Genomic DNA, 24,290 nt, shown 5'->3' with positions numbered 1-24,290 from the left:
GCGATGGCAATTGCGCACATATGGCCGAGTTTAGCGGAACAAAATCTTGCTCTGCCGCACGGTGGTAGGCATAAGCGATGCAGCTTCAGCCTGTTACGAGGCGCGGCGTTTTTGGGACAGCGGCGCCTGTAAAGCTGAGGCTAGTGCATGTCGCCCGGAAGAGTGCAGCGGTTCCGGGACAACGACGTGCATCAAACAAAAGCATATCTATCTTGCGACGCGACGGGCTTCAAGGAGGATCGATCATGGCTGCCGAAGCACCGCTCTGGACTCCGACGCAAGACCAGATCGACGCAGCACCACTGACCGCGTTCATGAAGGCAGCAGCGGCCAAAAGCGGCACATCCTTCGCCTCCTACGCCGAACTGCACCGCTGGTCGGTCGAGGATCGCGAGGGCTTCTGGAGCCTGCTGTGGGACTTTTGCGGCATTGTCGGCGACAAAGGGACCGATGCGGGCGAGCCCGTGCTCGTCGATGGCGACAAGATGCCCGGCGCATCGTTCTTTCCCGAAGCGACGCTGAACTTCGCCGAGAACCTGCTGAAGAAGACCGGTTCCGGCGACGCGATTGTCTTTCGCGGCGAGGACAAGATCGAGCGGCGGCTGTCGTGGAGCGAACTGCACCAGCTGACCTCGCGCTTTCAGCAGCTTTTCCTGTCGCTCAAGGTGAAAAAGGGCGACCGCATCGCGGCGATGATGCCCAACATGCCGGAAACCGTCGCCGCCATGCTGGCGGCCGCCTCCATAGGCGCGGTCTGGTCGTCCTGTTCCCCCGATTTCGGCGAGCAGGGCGTGCTCGACCGTTTCGGCCAGATCGAGCCGGTCATATTCATTGCGCCGGACGGCTATTGGTACAATGGCAAGGCAATCGAGGTAGCCGACAAGATCGCTGCCGTTGCGGCGAAGCTCGAAACCGTCCGCAAGGTCCTGATCGTCGACTATCTCGGTACCTCGCGCGATATCGCAGCGATCATCGACAAGGCCGTGGCGCTCGAAGAGGCGCTGTCACCCTTTACCGCCAAAGCGGTCACGTTCGAGCGGCTGCCGTTCGCGCATCCGCTCTACATCCTGTTTTCGTCAGGTACCACCGGCATTCCCAAATGCATCGTCCATTCGGCCGGCGGCACGCTGGTCCAGCACGTCAAGGAACACCGGCTGCATGCCGGGCTCGTCGAAGGCGACCGCTTCTTCTACTTCACCACCTGCGGCTGGATGATGTGGAACTGGCTGGTGTCGGGCCTGGCCTCGGGCGCCACGCTGCTGCTCTATGACGGCTCACCCTTCCACCCCGACGGCAATGTGCTGTTCAGCTTCGCCGATGCCGAGAAGATGACCTTTTTCGGCACCTCGGCCAAATTCATCGATTCCGTGCGCAAGGCCGGGCTCAAGCCTATCCGCAGCCATGATCTGTCGAGTGTGCGGGCGATTTCCTCGACCGGCTCACCGTTGTCGCCGGAGGATTTCCGCTTCGTCTTTGACGGCATCAAGAAGGACGTACATCTGGCCTCGGTTTCCGGCGGCACCGACATCGTCTCCTGTTTCGTGCTCGGCGTACCGACGCAACCGGTCTGGACCGGCGAGATCCAGGGTCCCGGCCTCGGCCTTGCTGTCGATGTATGGGACGATGACGGCAAGCCGATCCGCGAGCAAAAGGGTGAGCTGGTTTGCACCAAGGCGTTTCCGTCGATGCCGATCGGCTTCTGGAACGATCCTGAGGGCAAGAAATACCATGCGGCCTATTTCGAGCGCTTCGACAATGTCTGGTGCCACGGCGACTTCGCCGAATGGACCGCGCATGGCGGCATGATCATCCACGGCCGTTCCGACGCGACGCTCAATCCGGGCGGTGTGCGCATCGGCACGGCGGAGATCTACAATCAGGTCGAACAGATGCCGGAAATCCTTGAGGCGCTGTGCATCGGCCAGGATTTCGACAATGACGTGCGCGTCGTGCTGTTCGTGCGGCTGGCCGCCGGCGTGACGCTGGACGAGGATCTGGAAAAGCGCATTCGTTCCAAGATCCGCAGCGGCGCCAGCCCGCGCCACGTGCCGGCAAGGATCGTCGCCGTCAGCGACATTCCGCGCACCAAATCGGGCAAGATCACCGAGCTTGCAGTGCGCGACGTGGTGCATGGCCGCGCCATCAAGAACAAGGAAGCGTTGGCCAATCCAGAGGCGCTGGAGCTGTTCAGGAACCTGCCGCAGCTGGCTGAGTGACGCGGCCGGGATGGTTAACCAGATATGTCGGTCGAATTTACCTAGATTTCATGAGTGGTACACATTCGTAAATTTTTTGGACGGCCGGTAAGGAGTTGTTAAGGCCCGGCGTCGATAGTCGCACGTAACTTGAGGGAGAAATCCCGTTCCTCGTCCCCTGAGGATCAGATTCGCTCAAGCCCCCGTTGTGACAGCAAATCCCATTTAAGGCGTCCTGTTGGACGCCTTTTCTTTGTCCGGGATTCTCGCCCGGGAATGGCCGGCCCTATTCGGCCAGCACCCGCGTCGACGGGAAGGCGACCTCGACCAGCGTCCCTTCGCCCGGCGTTGAGGTGATGGTGAAGCGGGCGCGGTTGGCTTCCACCATCGCCTTGGTCAGCGGCAGGCCGAGACCGGTGCCGTCGCCACGCCCGCGCTTCAGCGCATTGATCTGCTTGAATGGCTTCAGCGCCTGCTCGATCTCGGCATGGCTCATGCCAATGCCGGTATCGCGCACCCGCATGACAACGTCGCCGGAGGTTTCATAGGCGGTCGACACGATCACCTGTCCGCCGGCTTGCGTATAGCGAATGGCGTTGGACAGGATGTTGAGCGCGATCTGGCGCACGCTTCTGAGGTCGGCGACGACTTCCGGCAGTCGCGAGGCGAAGCTGGAGCGAATGATGACACGCTCGCGGTTGGCCTGCGGCTGCATCATCGCCACCGTCTCGGCCAGCGTATCGTTGAGCGACACCGCCTCGTAGTCCATTTCCTGCTGGCCGGCCTCGATCTTCGAAATGTCGAGGAGGTCATTGACGAGATCGAGCACATGGTTGCCCGAGCGGTTGATGTCTCTGAGATAGTCGCGGTAGCGGTCATTGGCTACCGGGCCGAACTTCTCGTCCACCATCAGCTCGGAAAAGCCGATAATGGCGTTGAGCGGCGTGCGGATCTCGTGGCTGATGCGGGCGAGGAAATCGGTCTTCTGCGAGGAGGCGCGCTCGGCCACCGCGCGCGCCTGGGTCAGATCCTCTTCGGCCCGCTTCCACTGCGTGATGTCGCGCACCACGGCGCAGAAGCCGCTGTCATTGGGCAGCCTGCCGATGGTCATGAACAGCGGGATGAAGCGCCCTTGCGCCTCGCGCCCGATCACCTCGCGGCCATCGTTCATCACACTCGCCACGCCGGGCTCGGACAGGCCGTTCAGATAGTCGCGCGCCGCGCGCTGGCTTTCGATGGCAAACAGCGAGGCGAACGGTTTACCGGTGACGTCGTCGCTGTCGAAGCCGAACAGCGCCTCGGCCGGCCGGCTGATCGAGCGGATGTCGCCGTCGCGGCCGATCAACACCACACCATCGGTCGCGGTGTCGATGATGGTGCGCATCTCGGCAATGCGCGCTTTGAGTTCGGAGACATCGGGCTGCGTCTGCTCGTCGGCTGCGAGATGCGCAACCATCGGCGGCTCGTTGTCGCCGGTACGTCGCACCACCAGCATCAGCGCCTTGCCGGCGCGCCACGGCACCGAACGCAAAATGGCTTCGATCGGAAATTCCTGGCCCTCGCGCGTCTTCAGTTTGAGTGTGTGGTCGCTTTCGCCGGCCATTTCTGAATAGGGATCGGCAAACAGCGCGTCGAGCCCGCCGGCGTCGCTCAGGTCCTCAAGCGTGTCATAGCCGGTCAGGCCGAGGAATTCCTCATTGGCGTAATGAAGCTCGTCGCCCGAATGGATGAGCAGCGGCACCGGCAGCTTGCCGAGGATCGACGTGTCAGGGGCCTTGTGTTCATCTCCGGCCGAGAATGCCGAAGGCATGAACCCCTCAAGCTTGAGCGGCGGCACTTTCAGGCGCTGTGGTTCTGCCGGCACTGTGTCCGCATCGCCGGCCTTGTCCCCGTCTTCCACGGCGGAATCGGTCGCCTCGTCGGACGGCGCCCAATCCTCATTGTCCTCGGCATCGCGGAAGTCGGCCGACGTCATGCTGTCGTCTTCACCGGCATTGGCCGGCGTCTCGGCAACAACCGGCTGTGGCTCTGCGGCCTCGACGATCTCTTGGGCTTGCGTATCATCCGGTTCGGAAGCCGGCGCAAGTTCGTCGTTGGACGACGTTGCTTCCGTACTGTCTTCGGTGACGGAGCCTGGTTCGGGATCGGCATAGTCGAGCAGGGAGCGCGACACTGTCGGCGCCTTCGCCTCGCCTGCTTCGCTGTCCGCAAGGCCGTCGTCCGGCTGCTCGCCGTCAAGCCGCGTCAGGTCCTTTTCGTCCTCGGCATCGCTTTCCGGCGGTTCGGCCTCAGCCGTTTCGCTTTCGGGTGCGGCTGCCGATGGTTCAGCCACGGCAGCCGGGCCGGCTTCGCCCGGACTCGAGACCTCGGCGGGCCGCCGGGCTGGCGCGGCTGTTTCAGCCTGGTTCGCCTCGACACGATCCGGCTTGAGCTCATCTGCCTTGGCCTGGTCTGGCGTTACCTGATCCGGATTGGCCGGTTCGGCCTGCTTGGCAGTCTCCGGCTGCTCCGGCGGGGGATTGTCCTTCTTCAGCCGCTCGCCGATTTCGCGGAAAGCGCTGCGCTCCAGCGTCGACAGGCCCCTCTCGCTTGTCGGCTGCTTGTCGTTGGCGGGCTGCCGATGCTCGGCCAGCCGGATGACCTTGTCGGCAAAACGACGTTCCTGCTTCGGCACGATGGTCAGCGCCGGCACTTCGCCCTCGAACGGATCGGCCGCCTTGGGAGCTTCCGCCACGGGCTGTTCCGGGGCCGGATCAGCTGCTGCTGCTGGCGCGCCATTGGGGACCAGCGCCATGCCGATTGCTTCCGGATCGACCACCGCATCGCCGGCGCGGGCGACGCCGAAACCACGAAAACCTTCGAAGGCGCGGCTGCGGCCATAGACAGGCAGTGCTGCCAGATCGACCGGCATCTTCAGGTCGGAGCCGGCAATCGGCCACAGTACCGAGCGGCCCGACCAGGTGTCGCGCCGTTCAAGCAGGCCCGCGATCTCGCCCGAGGCGTCGAGGCCGAAAGTTGTCGCGACGTCCTTGAAGCGGCGGCCGATCACGTCGGCGGCGGCTTTGCCGACAATGTCGCCGAATTCCGGCGACAGCGCGCTGAACTTGCCGTCGGCGTCGGTGCGCCAGACGAAGCGCAGCGGCGGCGCCGAGCGGTCGACCTCACGTTTGGCGGGAGGCGTAGCCGGTGGGGCTGCGTCAGAGGGCAGGGCGGGCGCAGCGGCACTGCTGTCCAACTGCGCACTCTCGGCCGGGGAAACAGAGTCCGGCTCGGCCTGCGCCGGGCTGTCCGGCTCGCCCGCCTGCGGCTCTTCGCCGGCATGGAAGTACCAATGATCGTGTTGCGCCGGCGCGCTGTCATTCGCCGCCTGCTCGCGGCCGGTCGTCTGCTCGCGATGGTCCGCCTTTGTATCGGTGGACGCCGAAGCATCATGCTCGGTGGCAGCCGGACCTGTCTCCCCGACATCAGGTGCGGCCGCGAGTGGGCCCTGATTCCCGCTTGCGGTGGGGTGGTCAGCCACCGCATCCACCGTTACCGCGTTCTCCGCGGCGGCTTGCGCCGGGCCATCGTCGACCTGCGCTGCAGCAGGTTCGGCATCCAGCTCGCCGACAGGATTTTCCTCACCGAGCTGATCCTCGTCGATGACCACCAGCAGATGCCTGGACTCGGTCAGGCGCGCGAAGCCGGCCGGATAGGACGTGGCGCCGCCGGGGACCAGCCGCTTGACGATGCGGTCGTCCTGGCTCGCCACGTCGGCGACAAGCGCGGCCAGCGTCTCAGGTCGGATGGCGAGCGCGCCAAAGCCATCCGAAGCCGCCTCGACAGTGCCGGCGGCGTCGACAAAGGCGATGAAATGGCCGTCTTCGGTAAAGCCGCTGATCGCGCGGGCCGCAATGTCGGCAGCACTGCGCGAGCCGGCCTGCGCTGCCGGCACCACCAGCATAATGGCGCTTTCGCCGTCCGGCATAGTCACCGCACTGGCCAGGAAGCCGACGGCGCGGCTGGTGATGCCGGTCGCCAGCCGTACCGTAATGGCGCGGTCGCTGCCGATCTGCGGGAACCCCGCGGTCGCCATGATCTGACGCCTGGCGATCAGCGGCAGCTGTGCCGAGGCGCCGATGATGGCCTCGATATCGGGATAGCCGAACACCGCAGCGCCCGGGCCGTTGGCCCAGATCACCTGTTCGAGGTCGGCCGACAGAATCGCGATCGCGTCGCCGGCGGCGAAGCGCTGGCGAACCGTATCAAGCACGGCGACATCGAGGAAAGAGTAGTTCTCGGAAGGCATGCGCTTGGCGGACCCTTTCGGTGAAACCTCTTGGCGAACCCCTCTTGGCGAACCTACAAGGCGGGCAATTTGCAGTTAACGCTTTGTTAATAAAAGCCCGCGCGGCGAAGGTCCACAAGCCATGGCGGGAAGCAGGTGGAATCTCTGGCCACTTGGTTAACAGCCCCTCGGAATGCCGTTGGGTAACCTCTTGGGGTAACGCATGGGAAGAAATTATGGTGCACTGCAACAAAGATATTGCATCGCACAAAAAAACCGCTATATTGCCATCATACATGAACGAGACGGCTTTTTGTCAAAGCCGCTACCCCGAAAGGATGGAAAATGACCAAGGCCAAGACCGCTGAGACCTTCGAAAACGTTGAATTCCCGAGCTTCGACGCTTCCAAGGCAACCGACCAGATCCGCGCTTTCGCCGAAAAGGGCGTCGAGCAGTCGAAGGAAGCCTACTCCAAGCTGAAGACCGGCGCCGAAGAGACCCAGAAAGTCCTGGAATCGACCTTCGAGACTGCCAAGACCGTTTCCAGCGACCTGTCGCTCAAGACGATCGCCGCTCTGCGCGCCAATGCCGAAGCCGGCTTCTCGCATCTCGAGGCCCTCATCGGCGCCAAGTCGCTGTCGGAAGTGGTCGAACTGCAGACCGCCTTCCTGCGCAAGCGCGTCGAGACCACCGTCGAGCAGGCCAAGGACTTCCAGGCTGTTGCTTCGAAGGCTGCCGAAGACGTCTCCAAGCCGGTCAAGACCGCTTTCGAGAAGGCCCTGAAGGACATCAAGGCCGCCTAATAATTGCGCACAACTCTGCGATGCATCAAAACGTCGCATTTCGTCAGACAAATAGGTGTGCGATAGAGTTGTCCAAATGAATACCCGGCGAGTGGAACCTCCTCCCTCTGCTCTCCGGGGTGACCAGCCAGCACCTCCTCCCGCTGGCTCGTAACAGGAAAAGGCCGGCACCTCCTCCCGCCGGCCTTTTTCTTTTGCCGAAGAAAACCGGCGCCTGTTGGCAGAACCGGCTTTGCCTTATCAAAGGCCTTGAATTAGTCTCTGATAGACCGTATTGGACGCATCGCCGAACGACAGAGCGGATCTCGGAGAATGAATTTTCACCACGATCTGGCTCAGGCGAACGTGCCGTTGTAGCTCAGATGGTTAGAGCGCCGGATTGTGGATCCGGAGGTCGCTGGTTCGATCCCAGCCAACGGTACCATCGAATTTCCCGCTAAAGTATTGATTGCCGATCCCGACGATCCACGAGAGATCAAGACCTGTATGGCCCTGTCGGCAGGGCAGGAAGACCCTGACTGCGCACACACACCGCGGTGCGGATACCCGCGCCGCAGCTTAGGTTTCATTTTACTCCAGCGGTTCGTCGGTCGGCCGAGGCGTCGTGCCTGCCTGACGAGGACGGCCGGCATTGCGATTTGCAATGCGGCTGTCGAGTGGCGATCTGGACGCTTGCTGGGCGCCAGCGGTCTTGGGTGCCGTCGGCTTGGCGCCGGAATCGCTGTCTTCAGCATCGCGACGGGGATGTGGCAAACCGGCGGCCTCAGGCGATCTGACCGGAGGTGTCGCGGCCGGGTTTGTCGATACGGGTTTGTCCTTGGCCATTTTTCAACTCTCGCCTTTTCAGCATGCAGACGGCCGGACAACAAAGTCGGGCCATTGGACAGAACGGTCAGCCGTGCGGGCGCATCACGACTTTGATGCAGCCGTCCTCCTTGTCGCGGAAGGTTTTGTAAGTTCGGGCCCGGCCTTGAGGCCAGCGCGATGGAATGACGGGTCGATATCGCCGTTCTGAACTTTCTGCAGCGATGTCGCGTTCATCCTGGATCGTCGGATCGGCCACCTGTTCGCAACGTATGTCGCCTTTGCCGTGCCATGTGAGGGCCTTCATGTGCTGTTCCTTGACGACAAGCCCTGCGAGCCCGAACTTGGCTTGATGTGAAATGTTCCCGCTTCCAACGAGCATCCGGCCTCAACCCTTGGCGGCCGAGCCGGGTTCGGCCATGCCGCAATGCTGCTCGGCCAGGGTGCCGGCCGGCGTGCCATGCGCCGCTGCAACCTGCAGCTTGTTTTTCCAGCCGCTGATCGCCTGCTGCCACGACCGCATCCCTGATCGCTTCGCAGGGCAGAGGTTTGGCGCAAGCGCAGGATCTGCTATCGCGCCAGCATCGCGGCGACAACGAACACGACGGCGGCAACGACGACAAGCGCGACAATGGCCAGCACCGGGCCGTTTTTACTCGGGGCCGGGGCTCGCTCGTCGTCCGGCCGCCGCATCGCATTGGCGAAGCTTGCTTGATTAGCGAAAGCCGGCGTGCCCGTCGCTGCGGGAACCGGCACGGCGCAGGTGTCTGCTGCTTCGGCATCGGTTTCCATAGGCGCCGCCGCCGGGTCGAATCCCGGCGTCTTGTCCTCTGTCACCCCAGACTGGATATCGCCTCTGTCTTCGGCCGGGTTACGTTCGACGTTCATGATGATGCTCCTGCCGCTGGCCCGGGCTTCCCCAACCGCGAGCGGATCAGGATGTTCCATCGGGCGGAATCGCCGACAACGAGGAGCAAATTCAGATAGCCTTCAAACAGATGTCCCTGGTGGCAACGCGGGCCTTGCAACCGGTCAGCACCGGATTGGTGGTCTCGTTGTAGCCGGCCATGGTCGGCGACGCGGCAAATTCGGCAAAGTTCCAGTCTGGCTCGCAATGCTCGCTTACGCACACCGCCGCTGGTTGACCTTGAACTGGCTCGTTCCAGCCACTCCAAACCAAATTGCCCGTCCGGATCGCGGCGGCGCGCTGTTTGTATTCCGTGGGAACATCAACAGCGCCAGCGAGTTCGGTATGTGCGAGTTCCCTGTTCGCCGCATGGCCAACATCCGGAGCTCTTGACTGCCCGCGTCTTCGCTCCTGGAGCGCGGGCCACTCCTCTTAGCCCAAGGTTGCGATCATGAGCAGAAACATTCCGGAAAAGCGGGCCAGGCAGGGTGGCTTGGGGCGACCGGTCCTTGGCGTGCTCTTGGCAGGCCTTGTCTTGGCGCTCGTTGCTTGGGGGATCGCTGAAATCTATGGCGAGCAGGCTAAGACACCGGCGACACAACAAAACAGCCGGGTTCCATCGCCAGATACTTACAGCCCAAATCCTGGCCAAACGGACCCTGCAAACTCCAAGGCCGATGATGTGAATGGCGAACCGGTGGACCGAAATCCCAAGCTCGACAAGGATCCCACGCCGCGATCAAGCACTGGCGGGGATCAGCCAGGAACGCCGCCAACTCAACCTGCTTCGCCATAGCGTTCGCACTAGTTGATAAACACAATTCAAACAGATGCGGAAATGTGGAGCGGCGATTTCAGCCAATTTCAAGAGCCGGGTCTGTCAATAATCGCCGGCGCTCTCTGATAGCTGGGGAGCCACAAAACCTCCGCTGATTCTTACCGCTTGCTGGATGGCACTGGCGGCTCCAGACCGACTGCGCGCTGTGTCACGCCGGCAGACCTTTGCACCTCTGGGCGCTTTTGAACTTGCAAGTCGATGGAATCAGGCAAGCTGGGTGTAGATGATGCAGTCGTCATCTTATCGAGGTCCGGCAGCAACACCATCTTTGCGTAGCGTGGAGGAACCAGATGGCCTCCGAAAACAGCGAATATCCCGCACACGAATAAAGCGAGAAGCAGGGCAGTAAGCACATCTGTGAAAATTTCGACAAATCTCATGTGCTCGCTCCGCGCGTAAGGATCCCGCCGCGCTCTCGACAGTAAGAGCGGCGGGATCCTCAACCGGCGATGAAGGGACTTTGATCGACGGTCTTCTCCTAATGTGGCTTCCGGTTGCGTGTTCCCTGGTTCGGACCTTATCCACCGACTGTGGGACTAAGGTCCGGAACCTAAATGGAACCCATGGGGAAGAGCGGAATCCATGTGCCTTTAAGAGGCTTCAACCTGAGGGCACGACGGCTGATCGTCAGCCTCCCGCCAGAGACAGTCCACGGGCGCGCTCGCGCAGCAACGCAAGCAGTTCGTCGCGCCGTGGCTCCGGCGTGTCGACGGGTAACACCAAACACAAGGTCCTTTTGATGGCGCCGTGGCCGTCACGGATGGGGGCCGCCATGCACCAGGTGAAACGGTCGGCCAAGGCTGTGGTCTCGCTGAAACCCTGCCGGTGGGCCAAGGCAACATCGGCAAAGAATTCGGCTGGTGCAATGATGCGGCCGTCGGGAAGCCTGTAGTCGCCAGATGGGATGAAATCCCTCAACTCTTGCTCGTTCATATGGCCGAGGAGCAGCCGTCCGGATGCCGTCCATGGGATCGGCACCTCAACCCCAACATCGCTTGAGATCCGGAACGGGCCTGGGGAATCTCGGCAGTCAAGAACGACGTATTTGTTGCCACGCAGGCCGCATAGCTGGACCGTCTCGCCTGTCTCGGCGGCCAACTTATCCAAGGTCTCGATGATGCGACGGTAATGGGCATTGTGATGTGAGTAGGCCCAGCCGAACAGATGCATGGCGCGTCCGAAATAGACGTAACCTTCACCGCCGACGTTTTCGAGCATTTCGGCGTCGAGCAGGCTGTTGACGATCTCGTAGGTGGTCGAACGCGGCGCGCCGATCATTTTGGCGATGTCGCCGACGCGCATTGGCGCGCGGTGCCGCAGCAACGCCTCGAGCAGCATGATGACGCGGTCAATGCCGCGTCGTCGTTCGCCGTTGCGCGGCTCCGCGCCGGCTTCCTTCCCGATCGCATCGTTAGTGCCCTCGCTCATGACCCTCCGCCAAAATCATTTCGGTTCTCGTCTCAGGGCGCTTGAAAGATGTCAAGGCTCGGACTAGCATCCAGTTTGTCCGATATACAGACACATTGTCTGAAATACCAGACAAACTAACGAGCCTGACGCAGACAAATCCCGAGGCGACACACGGTTTCCAAGATCCGGCGACCGACGGGTTTCCTCGCCCTTGTTCTGCACGTCGAGGCCACAACCTCTGAAGGGAACAGTCATGATGAAATCACCGTTTTTCGCATCCGCCAGCGCGCTTTGCCTCGGTCTCGTGCTGAGCTTTGGCGCCGGCTCGGCAGCCAATGCCGCCGCCAACTGCATCAAGGGCGACCGCAAGGCGCCGTACACGATCGGCTGGGCCAACATCTATTCCGTGCCGACCTGGATGAAGCAGACCCAAGGCACGATCGAAGCCGAAGTCGAGACCCTGAAGAAGCAGGGACTGGTCGACAAGCTCGTCGTCACCGACGCTCAGGGCGATGCCAACGTCCAGATCCAGCAGATCCAGTCGATGATCGATTCCGATGTCGACGCCATCATCCTGATCGCCGGTTCGTCGACCGCACCTGCACGCGTTCTGGCCGATGCCTGCGCCAAGGGCATCGCCATCATCAACTTCGACAGCCTCGTCGATACCGACAAGGTCACCGCCAAGGTCAATACCGATTCTTCGCAGTGGGGCGACCAGGCGGCCAAGTTCCTGATCGACGCTATCGGCGGCAAGGGCAAGATTCTCATCCTCAACGGCCCGGCCGGGGTTTCGGTCAGCGATGACAGGCGCAAAGGCGCCGACGCTGAGCTCAAGGCCCATCCCGACGTGACGGTGCTTGCCGAGACCAACACGCCCTACAACGTCGCGCCGGCACAGGAAGCCGTCACCAGCCTCCTCTTCGCCAACCCCGAGATCGACGGCATCCTGTCGCTCGGCGGCGCTCTGTCGGCAGGCGCCGTGCTGGCCCTCGACAAGCAGGGCCGTGAACAGGTGCCGATCACCGGTGAGAACGCCCGGCAGTTTTTGGAACTCTGGAAAGAAAAGGGCTTGAAGAGCTGGGCGACGATGCAGCCGAACTGGCTCGGCGCCTTCGCCACCTACACTGCCGTCCAGGCGCTGGAAGGCAAGGATGTGCCGGCTTTCGTCAAGATTCCGCTGCCGGTAATCGACAATTCCAACATCGACGAATACCTCGCCCGGGCCAAGGACTTCCCGGCTGACGGCTACATCTTTTCTCCTTACGATGAGGAGCTGTTCAAGAAGCTGCTGGCTCAGAAATAAGCCTGAAGGGTTGTAGCGTTGACAACCATGGCTCCGCTGCTCGCGGCGCGGGGTGTGTCGAAGTCCTTCTTCGGCAACCCCGTCCTGCGCGACGTTTCAATCGCTCTCCAGCCGGGCCGCGTGCATGCGCTGCTCGGCGAGAACGGCGCCGGAAAGTCGACCTTGATCAACCTTTTGTCCGGCGCCTTGAGACCGGATGGCGGGACGATCGAGGTCGATGGACGCGCGGTCTCACGCATGACGCCGGCTGTTGCGCGGCAGGCCGGCATCGCCGTCGTCCAGCAGGAACTCAGCCTGACGGCCAGTCTTTCCATCGCCGAAAATATTGGTCTCGGCGCCTATCCCAAACGGTTCGGCCTGATTGACTACCGCGAACTCGCTGCGCGGGCGAGGACCGCATGCGAACTTGTCGGGCTGCACGAGCCGCTGTCGACGCCGGTCGGGCATCTGTCGCTCGGCCGCCGCCAAATGGTGGAGATCGCCAAGGCGCTCTACCGCCGGCCGCGCGTGCTCATTCTCGACGAACCGACATCGTCGCTATCGGCAACCGAAACCAAAATCCTCACCGATCTGCTGCAGCGGTTGCGCGGCGAAGGCATCGCCATTCTCTACATCTCGCACCGACTGAACGAAGTCATGGCGCTGTGCCAGCACGTCACCGTTCTGAAGGACGGCACCTGCACGGCCGACCGCACCCTGGAAGGCACCGACGCCGCCGGGTTGGTTCGGCTGATGGTCGGCCGCGATCCCGGTGATCTTTTTCCGCAATGGCAGCCTTCCAGTTTGCCTGCCGACGCTATCTCTGTCCGAAATCTTTCGGCCGGCCTGATGCGCGACGTCGATCTGGATATCAAAACGGGCGAAGTGCTTGGCATTGGCGGCCTGGTCGGGCAAGGGCAGGAAGATCTGCTGCTCGGTCTCTACGGCGCCATTCCGGCACGGACGGCGTCGGCGACCGTCAACGGCGCCTCCGGCCTGCCCGGCGGCGTGCCGAAAGCCAACGCGCTGGGGCTGGCCTATGTGCCCGCGGATCGCAAGCGCGAGGGCCTGCACCTGATCCATCCCATCATCACCAACATGATGCTGCCCGCCTTTGCCAGGCTGCCGGCGCTGAAGCTGCGCAGCCGCCGCGCAGAGCGCGAGACGGCCAAAAGCCTTGCCGCCCAACTCGGCATCAAGGGTCACCTCGGGCGGGCGGCGCAGGCTCTATCGGGCGGCAACCAGCAGAAGGTGGCGCTGGCGAAATGGATGCCGCACGACCCGCTGGTGCTTCTGCTCAACGATCCGACGCGCGGCGTCGACGTCGAAACAAAACGTGAGATCTACATGATGCTTCGCAATTTCGCCGCCGCCGGCAAGGCGGTCGTGCTGCTCAGTTCCGACACGCCCGAACTCGTGCACCTTTGCGACCGTGTAGCCATCGTCCGCGAAGGCCGCATCGTCGCCATGCTGGCGCGTGGAGCGCTGAGCGAGGAAGCCATCGTCTCCGCGGCGATGGGCGCCGAACAGCGGAAGGTTGCGGCATGAAAGGATCTTCCTCCGCCCGGCAGACCGATGCGCTCTACTGGCCGGTGCAGATGCGTCGCAATGTCGGCGTGCGCAGCCTGTTTGCCGTCGTCCTGGTGTTTCTCATCGCCTATGGCGTCCTCTTTCCGGGCCTGTTCACGGCGTCCGGCTTCGCCAAATTCACGCAGAGCTGGTTTCCATTGGCGCTGGTCGCCATGGCGCAGGCGATCCTGATGCTCACCGGCGGCATCAGCCTAGCCATCGGCGCGACGGTCAGCTTGGGCGCGGTCATCGCCGCGACGACGATGGCCGGGCCGCTGGGCGTCGCCGGGGGCACTGCCGCAGTGGCGCTGACGGGCCTCGGCATCGGGGCGGCGACCGGCTTCATCGTGGTACGGCTTCGCCTGCCGGCGATCGTGGTGACGCTTGCCGGGTCGTTCATCATCGGCGGCGCCGCACTGCTGACCCTGCCGCGGCCCGGCGGCGCAATCCCGGCGTGGCTGTCCGACCTGCTTGCCGGCAACACACCGGCGGCATTCGTGCTGCTGGTGGTCATCATTCTCCTGTGGAAGCTCTATCTCGCCACGCCGCTTGGCTTGAGCCTCTATGCCGCCGGCGAGAATCCGGTCGGCGCCTATCGCTCCGGCGTGCCGGTCGACGGCGCGCGCATTGCGGCCTATGCGATCAGCGGTCTGCTCTCCACTGGCGGCGGCTTGTTCGTCGCCGCACAGACCGGTTCGGGCGACCCGGTCATCGGCGCCGCCTTTACCCTGAACTCGATTGCCGCTGCGGTGCTCGGCGGCATCGGCTTCCTCGGCGGCCAGGGCACGATGCGCGGCGCGCTTGCCGGCAGCCTGCTGCTCAGCCTGATGATCAGCGTCATGTTCTTCCTCGGCTTCACGCCGGTCGCACAATATGTGGCCCAGGGCCTGATCATCATCGGCGCGGTCGCCATCCCGCAATTCCGCAAGGCACAGCAATGACAGCATGGAATGACAGCGCGGGCGGCAAACGCGCCCTGACGGTCCTGCGCAGCCGGCCGTTTCTCACCGTTGCCATCGTTGCCGCGGTCTGGATCGTGGCGAGCTTCGTTTCGCGCGGCTTCGGCGCTTATGGCCATCTGCGCTATCTGGTGGAGCTCGGCGCCGTCATCGGCCTGGTTGCCGCGGGCCAGACTTTTGTGGTGATCGCCGGCGGCATCGACCTTTCCGTCGCGGCCATCGTCACGGTCAGCGCCGTCAGCCTGCCGCTGCTGTCGTGGCAGGTGGATCCGACCGGCATCACCGCCATTCTTGCCGTTCTGGTGCTGACCACGGCAATCGGCCTGGTCAACGGGCTCGGCGTCGCTTTGCTGCGCGTCCACCCGATGATCATGACATTGGCCATGGCGACATTCTTGCAGGGTCTGTTGATCATCATCGCCGGCGGCAGCGCCGTGACCGCCGAGAACCCGCTGGTCCACTGGCTCGGCAATGGCCGGCCGGCCGGCATTCCCGCTGGCGTATTGTTGTGGGTGGTCGTCTCGGTGATCGTGCTGACCACGATGCATGCGACATCGCTCGGCGCCCGGATTTTCGCCATGGGCGCCAACCCACTTGCCGCGGCATTGTCCGGTGTTCCGGTCACGTCCACGACGCTTGCGGTCTACGGCATCAGCGGCTTCTGCTCGGGACTTGCCGGCGTGCTCGTGTTGGGCATGAACGGACAGGGCTATGTCGGCATCGGCGATCCCTATCTGCTCGCCTCGATTGCCGCTGTGGTCCTCGGAGGCACCTCGATCCTCGGCGGGCTTGGCACCTATGCCGGCACCATCCCCGGCGCCATCCTGCTGGTCACCATCACCGCGCTGATCACCGTCGTCAACGCATCGCCCGGCTGGCGCAGCATCCTGTTCGGCTCGCTGATCCTCGGCCTGCTGCTGCTCTCAGGCCGGGAGCAGGCGCGCCGATGACACATCGTCGAGCCGATAGATGCGCCTTGCGTTGCCGAAGAACAGCGCCGTCTGCTCGTCGGCGGAAAAGTCCGCTGTGATGGTTTTGAAGCCGTCATATATGTCATCGAACGAGGCATGCAGGCCGGCGACCGGAAAGTCGCTGCCGAACATGGCGCGACCGGTGCCGAAACAATCGATGCAATGCAGGACGACGGGCTTCAGGCTGTCGAGCGTCCAGTCATGATCGTAGGCGACCAGATCCGATATTTTGATGGCGACGTTGTCGCATTGCGACAGAAGCCGCAGCCCGTCGCGCCATCTCTGCATGCCGTCGGCGTCGCGGTCGATCGGACTGCCGCAATGGTTGAGCACGAATTGCTGATCGGGGAAGGCAGCCGCAAGGCGAGCCGCGCCGGCGAGCTGGCGCGGAAACACCATCAGGTCGAAGGCCAGCCGATGCTGGCCAAGCAAGGCAAGCCCGGCACGCCAGGCCGGCTCCTCCATGATGCCGTCACGGGTCGCAAAACGGCGGGCAGGGTCGGGATCCCAGCTCAATATGTCGCGCACGCCGACGACACGCTCGAACGCGGCTTGCGCTTCGATCAGCGCCGGCGCCTGGCGATCGGCGAGCGGCACGTGAACGACATAGCGAGCGGCGACGCCGCGCGATTTGTCGAGTGTTTCAAGCCAGCGCGTTTCTCCGATGCAGTCGCCACTCGCCCAGCCGGCTTCGACATGGATGGTGGCGAGGACTTTATGCCCTATGGCATCGCGCGCATAATCCCCAGGCAGATAGTTCCGCCGCAAGGGGCCAAGCTCGCCCAGGCCGCCGCGCTCGCCGGCCGTGGCGGCGAGCCAGGGATGCCGTCCCAGGCTGAGATCCCAAAGATGATGATGGGCGTCGATGATCGGTCCGGCGTAAGGTTCTGGCACGTATCTCTCTCAGGCTGTGACCGGCGATCGATCTGGCTTCGTTGCGACGGTGAAAGGGTTAGCATCGGATGACTGAAAACTCACCGGTTCCAGCCCTTTCGGTGCACGAAAATTTTCGGCTCGACGACCGCATCCGCGGCGTGCCTCCCGGCACAACCGGGCTTGACAGCAGCCTTGTCGCGGCCGAGCGCTGGCATCCCGCGGATGGACGCATGGCGCTTCCGGTGCTGACCCTCGACGAGGCGGCCTTCTCCGCCAATCGCGACCTGTTCCTGCGCTATGCGCGCGAACACAATGTTGAGATCGCTCCGCATGCCAAGACGCCGATGGCGCCCGATCTTACCCGGTCGCTGGTCGAGGCCGGCGCATGGGGCACGACGGTCGCCGACATCAGGCAAGCGACAGTGATGCTGAAGGCCGGCTTGACACGGCTGATCATCGCCAATGAGGTTGGAGGAGCCGGCGGCGCCAACCGGCTGGCCGTGCTTGCTGGTGCCTGGCCGGATGCCGAGCTCTATGTCTTTGCCGACTCGGTCGACGCCGTGAACGCGCTTGCCGAGGCTTGGCGCGCCAATGCGGCGCTGCCGCCGCTGCGCGTGCTGGTCGAACTTGGTGCGGGCAGGGCGGGCGCCCGCACCACCGCGCAAGCCGAGGCCATCGCCGATGCGATCACGGCTGGCGGCGGGCGGCTGCTGATCGCCGGCGTTGCGACCTATGAAGGGGCGGCGGCGCAACCCGAGCCCGGTCGCACCGATGAGGTGATATCCGGCCTGCTGGCAATGACCGCCGATATGTTCCTGCGGCTGCGTGCCCGCGTCGGCGGCGACGCACCGCTGATCGTCACGGCCGGCGGCTCCGCCTTCTTCGACCAGGCGGTCGCGGCGCTTGCACCCCTCGTTGCCAGCGACGGCAACGCAACGCTGGTGCTGCGCAGCGGCGCCATCTTCTTCCACGACCACGGCACCTATGACCGTTCGCTCGGCGCCCCTCGATGCCCGCAAGGGTTTTGCCATAGGCGGCATCAGCGCTTCGGCGCGGCATTCCTTTCGCCCTGCGCTACGCCTGTGGGCCGAAGTGCTGTCGCGGCCGGAGCCAGGCCTTGCCATCTGCGGCATGGGCATGCGCGACGTGTCGTTCGACCAGGGCTTTCCAACGCCGCTCACCGTCTTTCGTGCCCGCAAGCCGCTGCCGATGCCGGCGGCGCGCGCCGAGGTGGTCAAGCTCAACGACCAGCATTCCTTCCTGTCGATTGCGCCGAGCGACGACATCGCCGTCGGCGACGTCGTCGAATTCGGCATCTCGCATCCCTGCACCTGCCTCGACCGTTATCGCGTGATCTTCGGCGTCGACGCGACCGGCCACGTCCGCCACGCTTTCCCCACCTGGTTCGGCTGACCAGATCCCCCAAAAAGAGAACCTCGAAAGGATCCGATATGATCAAGTATTTTCAGTCCGGCTCGCGCATGTCGCAGGCAGTCGTCTATGGCGGCCTCGTTCACATAGCCGGCCAGGTGGCCAACGATCGCAAGGCCGGCATCGAAGGCCAGACCAGCGACGTGCTGGCCAAAGTCGAGGCGCTGCTGGTCGAGGCCGGCAGCAGCAAGTCGAAGCTGGTGGCGGTCAACATCTTCCTGCCGCAGATCGGTGATTTCGAGGCCATGAACAGCATCTACGATGCCTGGGTCGATCCTGCCCGCCTGCCGGTGCGGGCCTGCGTCGAGGCGCGGCTTGCCGACCCTGATCTGCGCATCGAAATCACCGCCGTCGCGGCGGTCTGACCATGCACACCGGCCTCGCCCACACGCTCGATTTCGACCGCCACGGCAAGACGCTCAGCCATCTAAGCATTCCGTTCTCGATCGATCGCTCGCCCTACTTTCAGGTCAAGGTGCCGATCTGCCTCATCCGCAATGGCGACGGCCCGTCACTGCTTTTGATGGCCGGCAATCACGGCGACGAATATGAGGGCGAGCTGTCGCTGGCAAAACTGGCGCGCCGGCTCGATCCGAAGCGGATCAAGGGCCGCATCACCATCATGCCGATGGCCAACGCCCCTGCGGTGATGGCCGCCAAGCGCTGCTCGCCGCTCGACGGCGGCAATCTCAACCGGGCGTTTCCCGGCGATCCCTCGGGAACGCCGACAAGCCGGCTCGCGAATTTCCTTGAGACGGAGCTGTTTCCTCGTCACGACGTCGTCTTCGATATCCATTCGGGCGGCACGTCGATGGAGCATCTGCCGACCGCGCTGGTCGAACGCAACGCCGATCCCGAGCGCCACCGGCGTGGCGTCGAGCTGATGCGCACGCTCGGCATGCCCTACGGCTTTATCGCTGACAACGGCCAGGCCTCGCCGACCTCGATGGGCGCAGCGCGCCGCGCCGGCGCCATCGGCGTCAGCGGTGAGTTCGGCGGCGGTGGCACCGCAACGGTCGATTCGATGGCGATCACGGCCCGCGCGCTCGACCGTCTGATGATAGCAATGGGTGTGGTCGGCGCGCCGGTTCTTGGCGCTGGCGAAAAGCCTTCAGCGCCGACAAGGCTGCTGTCCCTGTCCAGGCACAGCCAGGGCCTCTATGCCACCCGCCGCGGCTGGTTCGAGCCCGCCGCCAGGCTCGGCGACAGTGTCACTTCAGGACAATTGGCCGGCTGGTACCACGATCTCGAGCGGCTCAATGTTGCCGAGGAGGCCCTGCATTTCGCCGAAAGCGGCTTGGTGCTGTCGCGCCGGCTGCACACGATGTGTGAGGCGGGCGACTGCCTAATGCAGGTCGCAGAGCCGGTCGACGGCTGAGCCAAAGGCAGAGGATATTCCATGCAGCAACTGTCCATGTGGACCTATCCCTGGGACATCCAGGATCTCGGCCTGGAGACGGTCGAACGTGATCTTGTCGAGCGCGCCGGGCTCAACATGATCAGCCTGGCGACATCCTATCATGCCGGGCGCTTCCTGCAGCCGCGCAGCCCGCGCCGCAAGGCCTATTTCCCTGAGGACGGCACCATCTATTTCAAGCCGACCGCTGCGCGCTGGGGAAGTCTAGCCATCCAGCCCAAGGTGGCTGACGTGATCGCTGAGGGCGGCGACGTGCTCGGTCAGCTTATCCGCAGGCGCGACGCAGGCGGGCTAGGCGTTTCGTGCTGGACGGTCTGCCTGCACAACACCCGCCTGGGCATGCTGCATCCGCAGGCCGTCACCCGCAACGCCTTCGGCGATGCCAACTACTACAATCTCTGCCCGTCCCATCCCGATGCGCGCGCCTATGTCCGCGCGCTGATCGCCGACATCTCGCACAGCTACCGGCCGGACCGGATAGAACTTGAAAGCCCGTCCTTCATGGGCTTTGCCCATGAATACCATCACGAGAAGGACGGTGTCGGGCTGACGCCGGAAGACGATTTTCTTTTGTCTCTGTGCTTCTGTCCGTCCTGCGTCGCCCGTGCGGCAAAAGCCGGCATCGATGCCGAGGCGGCGCGCAAGCTGACCAGGCAATGGATCGTCGAGACCTGCGAGCGTGCGGTGCCTGAGCGGCGCTTTCCCGATTTCCCCGCCTGCGGCCTCGACGCCTTTGCCCCGTGGCCGGAGCTCCATGCCTATCTCTTGTGGCGATTCGAGCCAGTGACCAGCCTGGTCGCCGAACTGCGCGAGGTAGCCGATCCCACGACGCGGGTCGTTATTATCGATCTGAAAGACGGCTGGCTTGGCGGTTGCGATCTGGCAGCGCTGGGCAAGGTCTGCGACGGGGCGATCCTGTGCGCCTACGACATGCAGGCCGGCGATGTCGCCAGCCTGATGGCGGCCGGCCGTGCGGCACTGGGCGCGGACAAATTCCTCGGCGCCGGCTACCGGCTGTTCTATCCGGAAATGGTCCGCCCCGACATCCTCGCGGCCAAGGTGAAGCCGGCGCTGGCGCCCGGTGTTGACGGCATCAATTTCTACAATTACGGCCTCATTCCAGCCGCGCGGCTCGACTGGATCCGCGCTGTTCGGCGGTCTTGAGCCAGCCGGCCAATGCTCGTCGGCCACGAGGCGTTGAGGCCGGATTCGCGCGCGAGCGCTGCCAGGTGAATCAAATCAGCGAAACCTGAAGCGATCCATGGTGTAATCCGGGTAGGCGTCCATCGTGTCGAACAGATCGAACAGGTCAGGGGTCTCCGCCAATATTCCTGACAGAACCAGCACCGTGGCCACGCCGGCAGCAAGTCCGCCGGCGATGTCGTGTTCGACACTGTCGCCGACGCAGACCACAGTGCCGCGGTCTGGATCGCCTGCCAGCGCTAGTGCGGCGCCGAATATGGCGGGGTAAGGCTTGCCGATACGCGTGACGCTACCACCGAGGTCCTCGTAGAGATCCGCCAGCCGGCCGGCGCCGAAGCGCGGCCCCACTGCCGTCAGCATGATCTTGTCAGGGTTGGTGCAGAAGCATGGCACCTGCCGCACCGCAGCCGGCGCAAGAAGTCGGCGATAGTGCTCAAGATCATAGCGGTCGCCCTCGCTGGCCGAAATCAGCACCAGCCCGGCATCGTCACCGTCCTTAGTCAATGCGAACGGCAGACCTTCGATCGCCGAGCGGTCATCGTCGCGGCTTATCAACAGGCATTTCGTGTTTGGCAGTAGCTTTCCGGATACCGCCATGTCGTGGAAGAACTCCCACGCGACCTCGCCGGAAGAAACAAAATGGTCCCAGCTTCCCGGTTCGAAGCCGAGCTTTAGCAGCCGGCTCTCGTTAGGCCCCGCCCGCTTGCCGGAGTTCGAGATCAGCACAATGGTCTTGCCGGCGCGCTTCAGCGCCGACAGTGCTTCCACTGCCCCTGGATAGGGGCTGGCGCCGTCATGCAGCACGCCGAACTGATCGAGCAGGAAAAAATCATAGCGCTCGGCCAGCTGGTTGACGCCGTTGAGGTGTTCGACTGTTTTCGCGCTCATAGAAGCCCCGCCGCGCTTGCGCCCATCAGCGCCAGCCGCGCTGTGCCGGCGGCGGCTTCGTCCGAAAGCGCCGGCAGGAAATCAACACCAAGTCTGCGCTGCCGGATCGCCGTCCAGGCGGCATTCGCCGCACCGCCGCCGACGCTTCTGACCGACGTCAGCTGCGGAGCGCCGAGCTCGGCGAGCCTGTCATAGCCGAGCGCCTCGATCGCGGCGATACCCTCCAACATGGCTTTCAGATAGTCGGCGTCCTCCACCGGTCGCGGCACAAGACGCGGCGGCAGTGCCGGATCGGCGATCGGAAAGCGTTCGCCTGCAGTGGCAAGAGGATAGTAGTCGAGGCCGGTCTCGGTCATCGGGTCGATCGCCATGCTCAGCTCGACGATGCGCGCCAGAGGGAAATGCTGTGTCAGCACCTTGCCGCCGGAGTTCGATGCGCCGCCCGCCAGCCAGACATCTCCAAGCCGATGGCTGTAGATGCCGAAGCGTGGCGCCGAGATAGGCCGGTCGGACAGGATCTTGACGGTCAACGACGACCCCAGCGCGGTGACGCCGTCGCCTATTGCCGCGGCACCTGTCGCCAGGAACGAGGCGCAGCCATCGGTCGTTCCGGCGACGACGGCGATTTCGCGCGGTAAGCCGAACATATCCGCGGCATCCGCGGTGAGTTTGCCGACGACATCGCCCGGCCTGGCGATACCGGGCAGCAACTCCATGCGCATTTCGGTGGCCGCAATCCAGTCCGGCCAGCAGCGGGCCGTGATGTCGTAACCGGTTTTCAAGGCATTGTTCTCGTCGCTGACATCGAAGCGACCGGAGAATTGTCCCGCGATCCAGTCCGCCTGATGCAGCACCGCGGCAACACCGGGCGTGCGCTGGAACCAGAGCGCCTTGGCGAGACCGGACGTCGCCCCAAGTGCGGCACTGGTCGCTGGGGCTTCGCGAGCGATCGCGACCAGAATGGCGTTGTCGGCGACCGTATCGTTGTACATCAGCGGCTCGGCCAGCGGCCGCCCGGCGCCGTCGACCGGCAGCAACGTACCTGAAGTGCCGTCAACAGCGATCGACCGGACCGCTGTTCGGTCGATGCCCGAAAGCAGTTCCGCCAGCGCTGCGCCGACCGCTGACCACCACACTGCAGGGTCGCGGGCATTCCGGCCAAACAACTCGAGCGAAACGGCGGAACGCGCGGCAATGGAAAAATCCGGACGCATGGCGACCGCGCGCGCGCCGGACGTGCCGATGTCGATGCCTATGGCAAGCGGCGTGTCAGCGGCTGGCGGCATTGAGTTTCTGGCGATACTTCTCGGCGTCCCAGTTGACCAGTTCATCGTTCTCGGCGGCGGTGAGGTAGTTCAGCCGCGCTGCAATGTCGATGCGTGCCGTCACGTCGGCAAGGCAGCGTTGCATGGCGTCGGCGCCCGCACTGGCATCGCCGCGCATCAGCACGCCCAGCCCGGGAAACAGGATCGCCACGGGGTTTGTACCGCACCGCTCGATGACGCGCGGCACATCCTCACCGGGCTTTGCCACCACCGACCCCCGACCCAGAAAGATGACGTGATCGGGGTAGAGGCTGCCCCCGGACGCCATGCGGCGGCTTTCGGGATCGATGGCGACCGCGTGCGCCTCGATTTCCGCCGGCAGCCTGTAACCGGTTTTCCCGGCCAGCGCCGCCAATCCCGCAACATCCGGTTCCGCCACTTGGCGCGCCGGCCGCGCCAGAAGCAGCGTGACGCGGCGCAGCAGCACTTCGGCCTCGGCGACGGTATCGGCCGCGACGACCAGCCCGTGATTGGCAAGGATCAGCACGTCGACCCCAGCCTGAAGCCGCTCGGCAATACCCTGGGCAAGCGGCAGGCCTGGCCGGAAATAAGGAACATACGCCCATTTGAGACCATCAAGGCGTCTGGCGGCTTCCACCTCGCAATTGGCCTGTACCGCCAGCGAAATGGTTTCGACGCAATGGACATGCAGGACGACGCGCTGCGGCATCAGCGCGTGAACGGTGGTTTCAATCGAAGGGCGCAGGCGCCGGGCGTTGAGCGTCTCGATGGCGAAGATCTGCGGCTGGTCGGCGGCGCTGTCGCGCTGTTCGACAGCCCTGAGCAGCGGCGCCATCGTCACCGGGACCATGATGTCTTCGGAGAGCGCATCCTTCAGCCATGTGCCGGAAGCCTTGATCCACAGCGTGTCGCCGGCTTTCAGCGAGGTGTTGCCGCCGGCGGCCTGGGTCAGATTTGGATTGCGCCCGATGCTGGCCGAAAGCGCCCGCAAAGCAGCCATTTCCTGCGCATCCGCATAGCTCGCCATGGCGCATTTCCTCTATCAGCTCCGTCAGCCTCGCAGCTTCGGATACCCGTCGTGGGATGTTGATGTGTATCGCAGATGCGAGCGACTTACGTCAATAGTGATCTAATGTCATCAAAGGTTCTTGCAATCGGAAAGATGTTGAGTAAGTTACGT

18 protein-coding genes, 1 tRNA gene and 4 pseudogenes are annotated in these 24,290 nt (G+C 63.8%); 12 read left to right on the top strand and 11 right to left on the bottom strand.

Going from position 1 to position 24,290, the window contains the following annotated elements:
• Window positions 1–245: 245 nt before the first annotated feature.
• Window positions 246–2,216: an acetoacetate--CoA ligase gene (locus NL532_RS28585; RefSeq protein ID WP_023827905.1), complete on the top strand. Its 1,971-nt coding sequence runs from the start codon at window positions 246–248 to the stop codon at window positions 2,214–2,216.
• Between the two features lie 265 nt (window positions 2,217–2,481).
• Here NL532_RS28585 and NL532_RS28580 read toward each other — a convergent pair whose 3' ends face one another.
• Window positions 2,482–6,483 (bottom strand): PAS domain S-box protein, encoded by a 4,002-nt coding sequence (locus NL532_RS28580; protein WP_023827906.1) that lies wholly within the window; start codon window positions 6,481–6,483, stop codon window positions 2,482–2,484.
• Between the two features lie 324 nt (window positions 6,484–6,807).
• Here NL532_RS28580 and NL532_RS28575 point away from each other — a divergent pair, with 324 nt between their 5' ends.
• Together NL532_RS28575 and NL532_RS28570 are read left to right on the top strand one after the other, a co-directional pair.
• A complete protein-coding gene (locus NL532_RS28575; RefSeq protein WP_023715623.1) occupies window positions 6,808–7,266 on the top strand; it encodes a phasin in 459 nt (152 codons plus the stop codon).
• Window positions 7,267–7,613: 347 nt separating this feature from the next.
• A tRNA-His gene (locus NL532_RS28570) sits at window positions 7,614–7,690 on the top strand.
• Window positions 7,691–8,158: 468 nt separating this feature from the next.
• On the opposite strand, the pseudogene NL532_RS32460 reads toward NL532_RS28570, so the two are convergent.
• From NL532_RS32460 to NL532_RS28555, 4 genes and pseudogenes are all read right to left on the bottom strand, one after another.
• Window positions 8,159–8,292 (bottom strand): annotated as a pseudogene (locus NL532_RS32460) (glutathione-dependent formaldehyde dehydrogenase); the annotation flags it as partial.
• Window positions 8,293–8,296: 4 nt separating this feature from the next.
• Window positions 8,297–8,377: pseudogene (locus NL532_RS28565) on the bottom strand (alcohol dehydrogenase catalytic domain-containing protein); the annotation flags it as partial.
• Between the two features lie 81 nt (window positions 8,378–8,458).
• A pseudogene (locus NL532_RS28560) lies at window positions 8,459–8,572 on the bottom strand (SDR family NAD(P)-dependent oxidoreductase); the annotation flags it as partial.
• A 68-nt stretch (window positions 8,573–8,640) separates the two neighbouring features.
• Complete coding sequence (locus tag NL532_RS28555) at window positions 8,641–8,958, bottom strand: hypothetical protein (RefSeq protein WP_031196696.1); 318 nt, start codon at window positions 8,956–8,958, stop codon at window positions 8,641–8,643.
• A 470-nt stretch (window positions 8,959–9,428) separates the two neighbouring features.
• Between NL532_RS28555 and NL532_RS28550 the strand changes: the two genes are divergently transcribed.
• Window positions 9,429–9,773, top strand: coding sequence for a hypothetical protein (locus NL532_RS28550; protein WP_081726829.1), 345 nt, complete (start codon window positions 9,429–9,431; stop codon window positions 9,771–9,773).
• A 140-nt stretch (window positions 9,774–9,913) separates the two neighbouring features.
• On the opposite strand, the gene NL532_RS28545 is transcribed toward NL532_RS28550, so the two are convergent.
• Window positions 9,914–10,195: a hypothetical protein gene (locus tag NL532_RS28545; protein WP_023686798.1), complete on the bottom strand. Its 282-nt coding sequence runs from the start codon at window positions 10,193–10,195 to the stop codon at window positions 9,914–9,916.
• A gap of 247 nt (window positions 10,196–10,442) precedes the next feature.
• Window positions 10,443–11,243, bottom strand: coding sequence for an IclR family transcriptional regulator (locus tag NL532_RS28540; RefSeq protein ID WP_023753895.1), 801 nt, complete (start codon window positions 11,241–11,243; stop codon window positions 10,443–10,445).
• A 235-nt stretch (window positions 11,244–11,478) separates the two neighbouring features.
• On the opposite strand from NL532_RS28540, the gene NL532_RS28535 reads away from it, so the two are divergent.
• From NL532_RS28535 to NL532_RS28520, 4 genes are read left to right on the top strand one after another with little or no spacing between them, the layout of a single operon-like run.
• The gene (locus tag NL532_RS28535) at window positions 11,479–12,531 is read left to right on the top strand and encodes an ABC transporter substrate-binding protein (RefSeq protein WP_023723360.1); all 1,053 of its coding nucleotides are present in this window, start codon (window positions 11,479–11,481) and stop codon (window positions 12,529–12,531) included.
• A gap of 27 nt (window positions 12,532–12,558) precedes the next feature.
• Window positions 12,559–14,058, top strand: coding sequence for a sugar ABC transporter ATP-binding protein (locus tag NL532_RS28530; RefSeq protein ID WP_196813807.1), 1,500 nt, complete (start codon window positions 12,559–12,561; stop codon window positions 14,056–14,058).
• Entirely contained in the window at window positions 14,055–15,020 is a 966-nt protein-coding gene (locus NL532_RS28525; protein ID WP_023753897.1) for an ABC transporter permease, read from the top strand. The genes NL532_RS28530 and NL532_RS28525 overlap by 4 nt, the downstream gene beginning before the upstream one ends.
• Window positions 15,017–15,988, top strand: a complete 972-nt coding sequence (locus tag NL532_RS28520) for an ABC transporter permease (protein WP_023748645.1) — start codon at window positions 15,017–15,019, stop codon at window positions 15,986–15,988. The genes NL532_RS28525 and NL532_RS28520 overlap by 4 nt, the downstream gene beginning before the upstream one ends.
• Here the strand turns inward: NL532_RS28520 and NL532_RS28515 are convergent.
• On the bottom strand, window positions 15,962–16,903 hold the full coding sequence (locus NL532_RS28515; protein ID WP_023753898.1) for an amidohydrolase family protein: 942 nt from the start codon (window positions 16,901–16,903) through the stop codon (window positions 15,962–15,964). The genes NL532_RS28520 and NL532_RS28515 overlap by 27 nt on opposite strands.
• 68 nt (window positions 16,904–16,971) lie before the next feature.
• Between NL532_RS28515 and NL532_RS28510 the strand changes: the two are divergent.
• From NL532_RS28510 to NL532_RS28495, 4 genes and pseudogenes are all read left to right on the top strand, one after another.
• Window positions 16,972–18,298: pseudogene (locus tag NL532_RS28510) on the top strand (alanine racemase).
• A 38-nt stretch (window positions 18,299–18,336) separates the two neighbouring features.
• Window positions 18,337–18,681, top strand: coding sequence for a RidA family protein (locus tag NL532_RS28505; RefSeq protein WP_023827909.1), 345 nt, complete (start codon window positions 18,337–18,339; stop codon window positions 18,679–18,681).
• Window positions 18,682–18,683: 2 nt separating this feature from the next.
• Window positions 18,684–19,694, top strand: coding sequence for a succinylglutamate desuccinylase/aspartoacylase family protein (locus tag NL532_RS28500; protein ID WP_023827910.1), 1,011 nt, complete (start codon window positions 18,684–18,686; stop codon window positions 19,692–19,694).
• A 21-nt stretch (window positions 19,695–19,715) separates the two neighbouring features.
• Window positions 19,716–20,897, top strand: coding sequence for a hypothetical protein (locus NL532_RS28495; RefSeq protein WP_031194650.1), 1,182 nt, complete (start codon window positions 19,716–19,718; stop codon window positions 20,895–20,897).
• Between the two features lie 75 nt (window positions 20,898–20,972).
• On the opposite strand, the gene NL532_RS28490 is transcribed toward NL532_RS28495, so the two are convergent.
• Genes NL532_RS28490 through NL532_RS28480 form a run of 3 tightly spaced genes read right to left on the bottom strand, consistent with a single transcriptional unit; the run spans window position 20,973 to window position 24,137 of the window.
• Entirely contained in the window at window positions 20,973–21,824 is an 852-nt protein-coding gene (locus NL532_RS28490; protein WP_023732354.1) for a TIGR01459 family HAD-type hydrolase, read from the bottom strand.
• On the bottom strand, window positions 21,821–23,110 hold the full coding sequence (locus tag NL532_RS28485) for an FGGY-family carbohydrate kinase (protein WP_023723356.1): 1,290 nt from the start codon (window positions 23,108–23,110) through the stop codon (window positions 21,821–21,823). The genes NL532_RS28490 and NL532_RS28485 overlap by 4 nt, the downstream gene beginning before the upstream one ends.
• Window positions 23,094–24,137, bottom strand: a complete 1,044-nt coding sequence (locus NL532_RS28480; RefSeq protein ID WP_023827911.1) for a class II aldolase/adducin family protein — start codon at window positions 24,135–24,137, stop codon at window positions 23,094–23,096. The genes NL532_RS28485 and NL532_RS28480 overlap by 17 nt, the downstream gene beginning before the upstream one ends.
• Between the last annotated feature and the right edge of the window lie 153 nt (window positions 24,138–24,290).

Source organism: Mesorhizobium sp. C120A, from assembly GCF_030323105.1.
Classification (GTDB): domain Bacteria; phylum Pseudomonadota; class Alphaproteobacteria; order Rhizobiales; family Rhizobiaceae; genus Mesorhizobium.
Note: the sequence above shows the minus strand (reverse complement) of the source record. Positions and strands in the feature narration are given on the sequence as shown.

What these genes read in the sequence shown, in the direction of transcription:
- NL532_RS28530 (WP_196813807.1), top strand. Translation starts at nt 12,559, where the DNA reads ATGGCTCCGCTGCTCGCGGCGCGGGGTGTGTCGAAGTCCTTCTTCGGC.
- NL532_RS28485 (WP_023723356.1), bottom strand. Translation starts at nt 23,110, where the DNA reads ATGCCGCCAGCCGCTGACACGCCGCTTGCCATAGGCATCGACATCGGC.
- NL532_RS28550 (WP_081726829.1), top strand. Translation starts at nt 9,429, where the DNA reads ATGAGCAGAAACATTCCGGAAAAGCGGGCCAGGCAGGGTGGCTTGGGG.
- NL532_RS28500 (WP_023827910.1), top strand. Translation starts at nt 18,684, where the DNA reads ATGCACACCGGCCTCGCCCACACGCTCGATTTCGACCGCCACGGCAAG.
- NL532_RS28535 (WP_023723360.1), top strand. Translation starts at nt 11,479, where the DNA reads ATGATGAAATCACCGTTTTTCGCATCCGCCAGCGCGCTTTGCCTCGGT.
- NL532_RS28520 (WP_023748645.1), top strand. Translation starts at nt 15,017, where the DNA reads ATGACAGCATGGAATGACAGCGCGGGCGGCAAACGCGCCCTGACGGTC.
- NL532_RS28545 (WP_023686798.1), bottom strand. Translation starts at nt 10,195, where the DNA reads ATGAGATTTGTCGAAATTTTCACAGATGTGCTTACTGCCCTGCTTCTC.
- NL532_RS28580 (WP_023827906.1), bottom strand. Translation starts at nt 6,483, where the DNA reads ATGCCTTCCGAGAACTACTCTTTCCTCGATGTCGCCGTGCTTGATACG.
- NL532_RS28490 (WP_023732354.1), bottom strand. Translation starts at nt 21,824, where the DNA reads ATGAGCGCGAAAACAGTCGAACACCTCAACGGCGTCAACCAGCTGGCC.
- NL532_RS28505 (WP_023827909.1), top strand. Translation starts at nt 18,337, where the DNA reads ATGATCAAGTATTTTCAGTCCGGCTCGCGCATGTCGCAGGCAGTCGTC.
- NL532_RS28480 (WP_023827911.1), bottom strand. Translation starts at nt 24,137, where the DNA reads ATGGCGAGCTATGCGGATGCGCAGGAAATGGCTGCTTTGCGGGCGCTT.
- NL532_RS28525 (WP_023753897.1), top strand. Translation starts at nt 14,055, where the DNA reads ATGAAAGGATCTTCCTCCGCCCGGCAGACCGATGCGCTCTACTGGCCG.
- NL532_RS28495 (WP_031194650.1), top strand. Translation starts at nt 19,716, where the DNA reads ATGCAGCAACTGTCCATGTGGACCTATCCCTGGGACATCCAGGATCTC.
- NL532_RS28540 (WP_023753895.1), bottom strand. Translation starts at nt 11,243, where the DNA reads ATGAGCGAGGGCACTAACGATGCGATCGGGAAGGAAGCCGGCGCGGAG.
- NL532_RS28585 (WP_023827905.1), top strand. Translation starts at nt 246, where the DNA reads ATGGCTGCCGAAGCACCGCTCTGGACTCCGACGCAAGACCAGATCGAC.
- NL532_RS28575 (WP_023715623.1), top strand. Translation starts at nt 6,808, where the DNA reads ATGACCAAGGCCAAGACCGCTGAGACCTTCGAAAACGTTGAATTCCCG.
- NL532_RS28555 (WP_031196696.1), bottom strand. Translation starts at nt 8,958, where the DNA reads ATGAACGTCGAACGTAACCCGGCCGAAGACAGAGGCGATATCCAGTCT.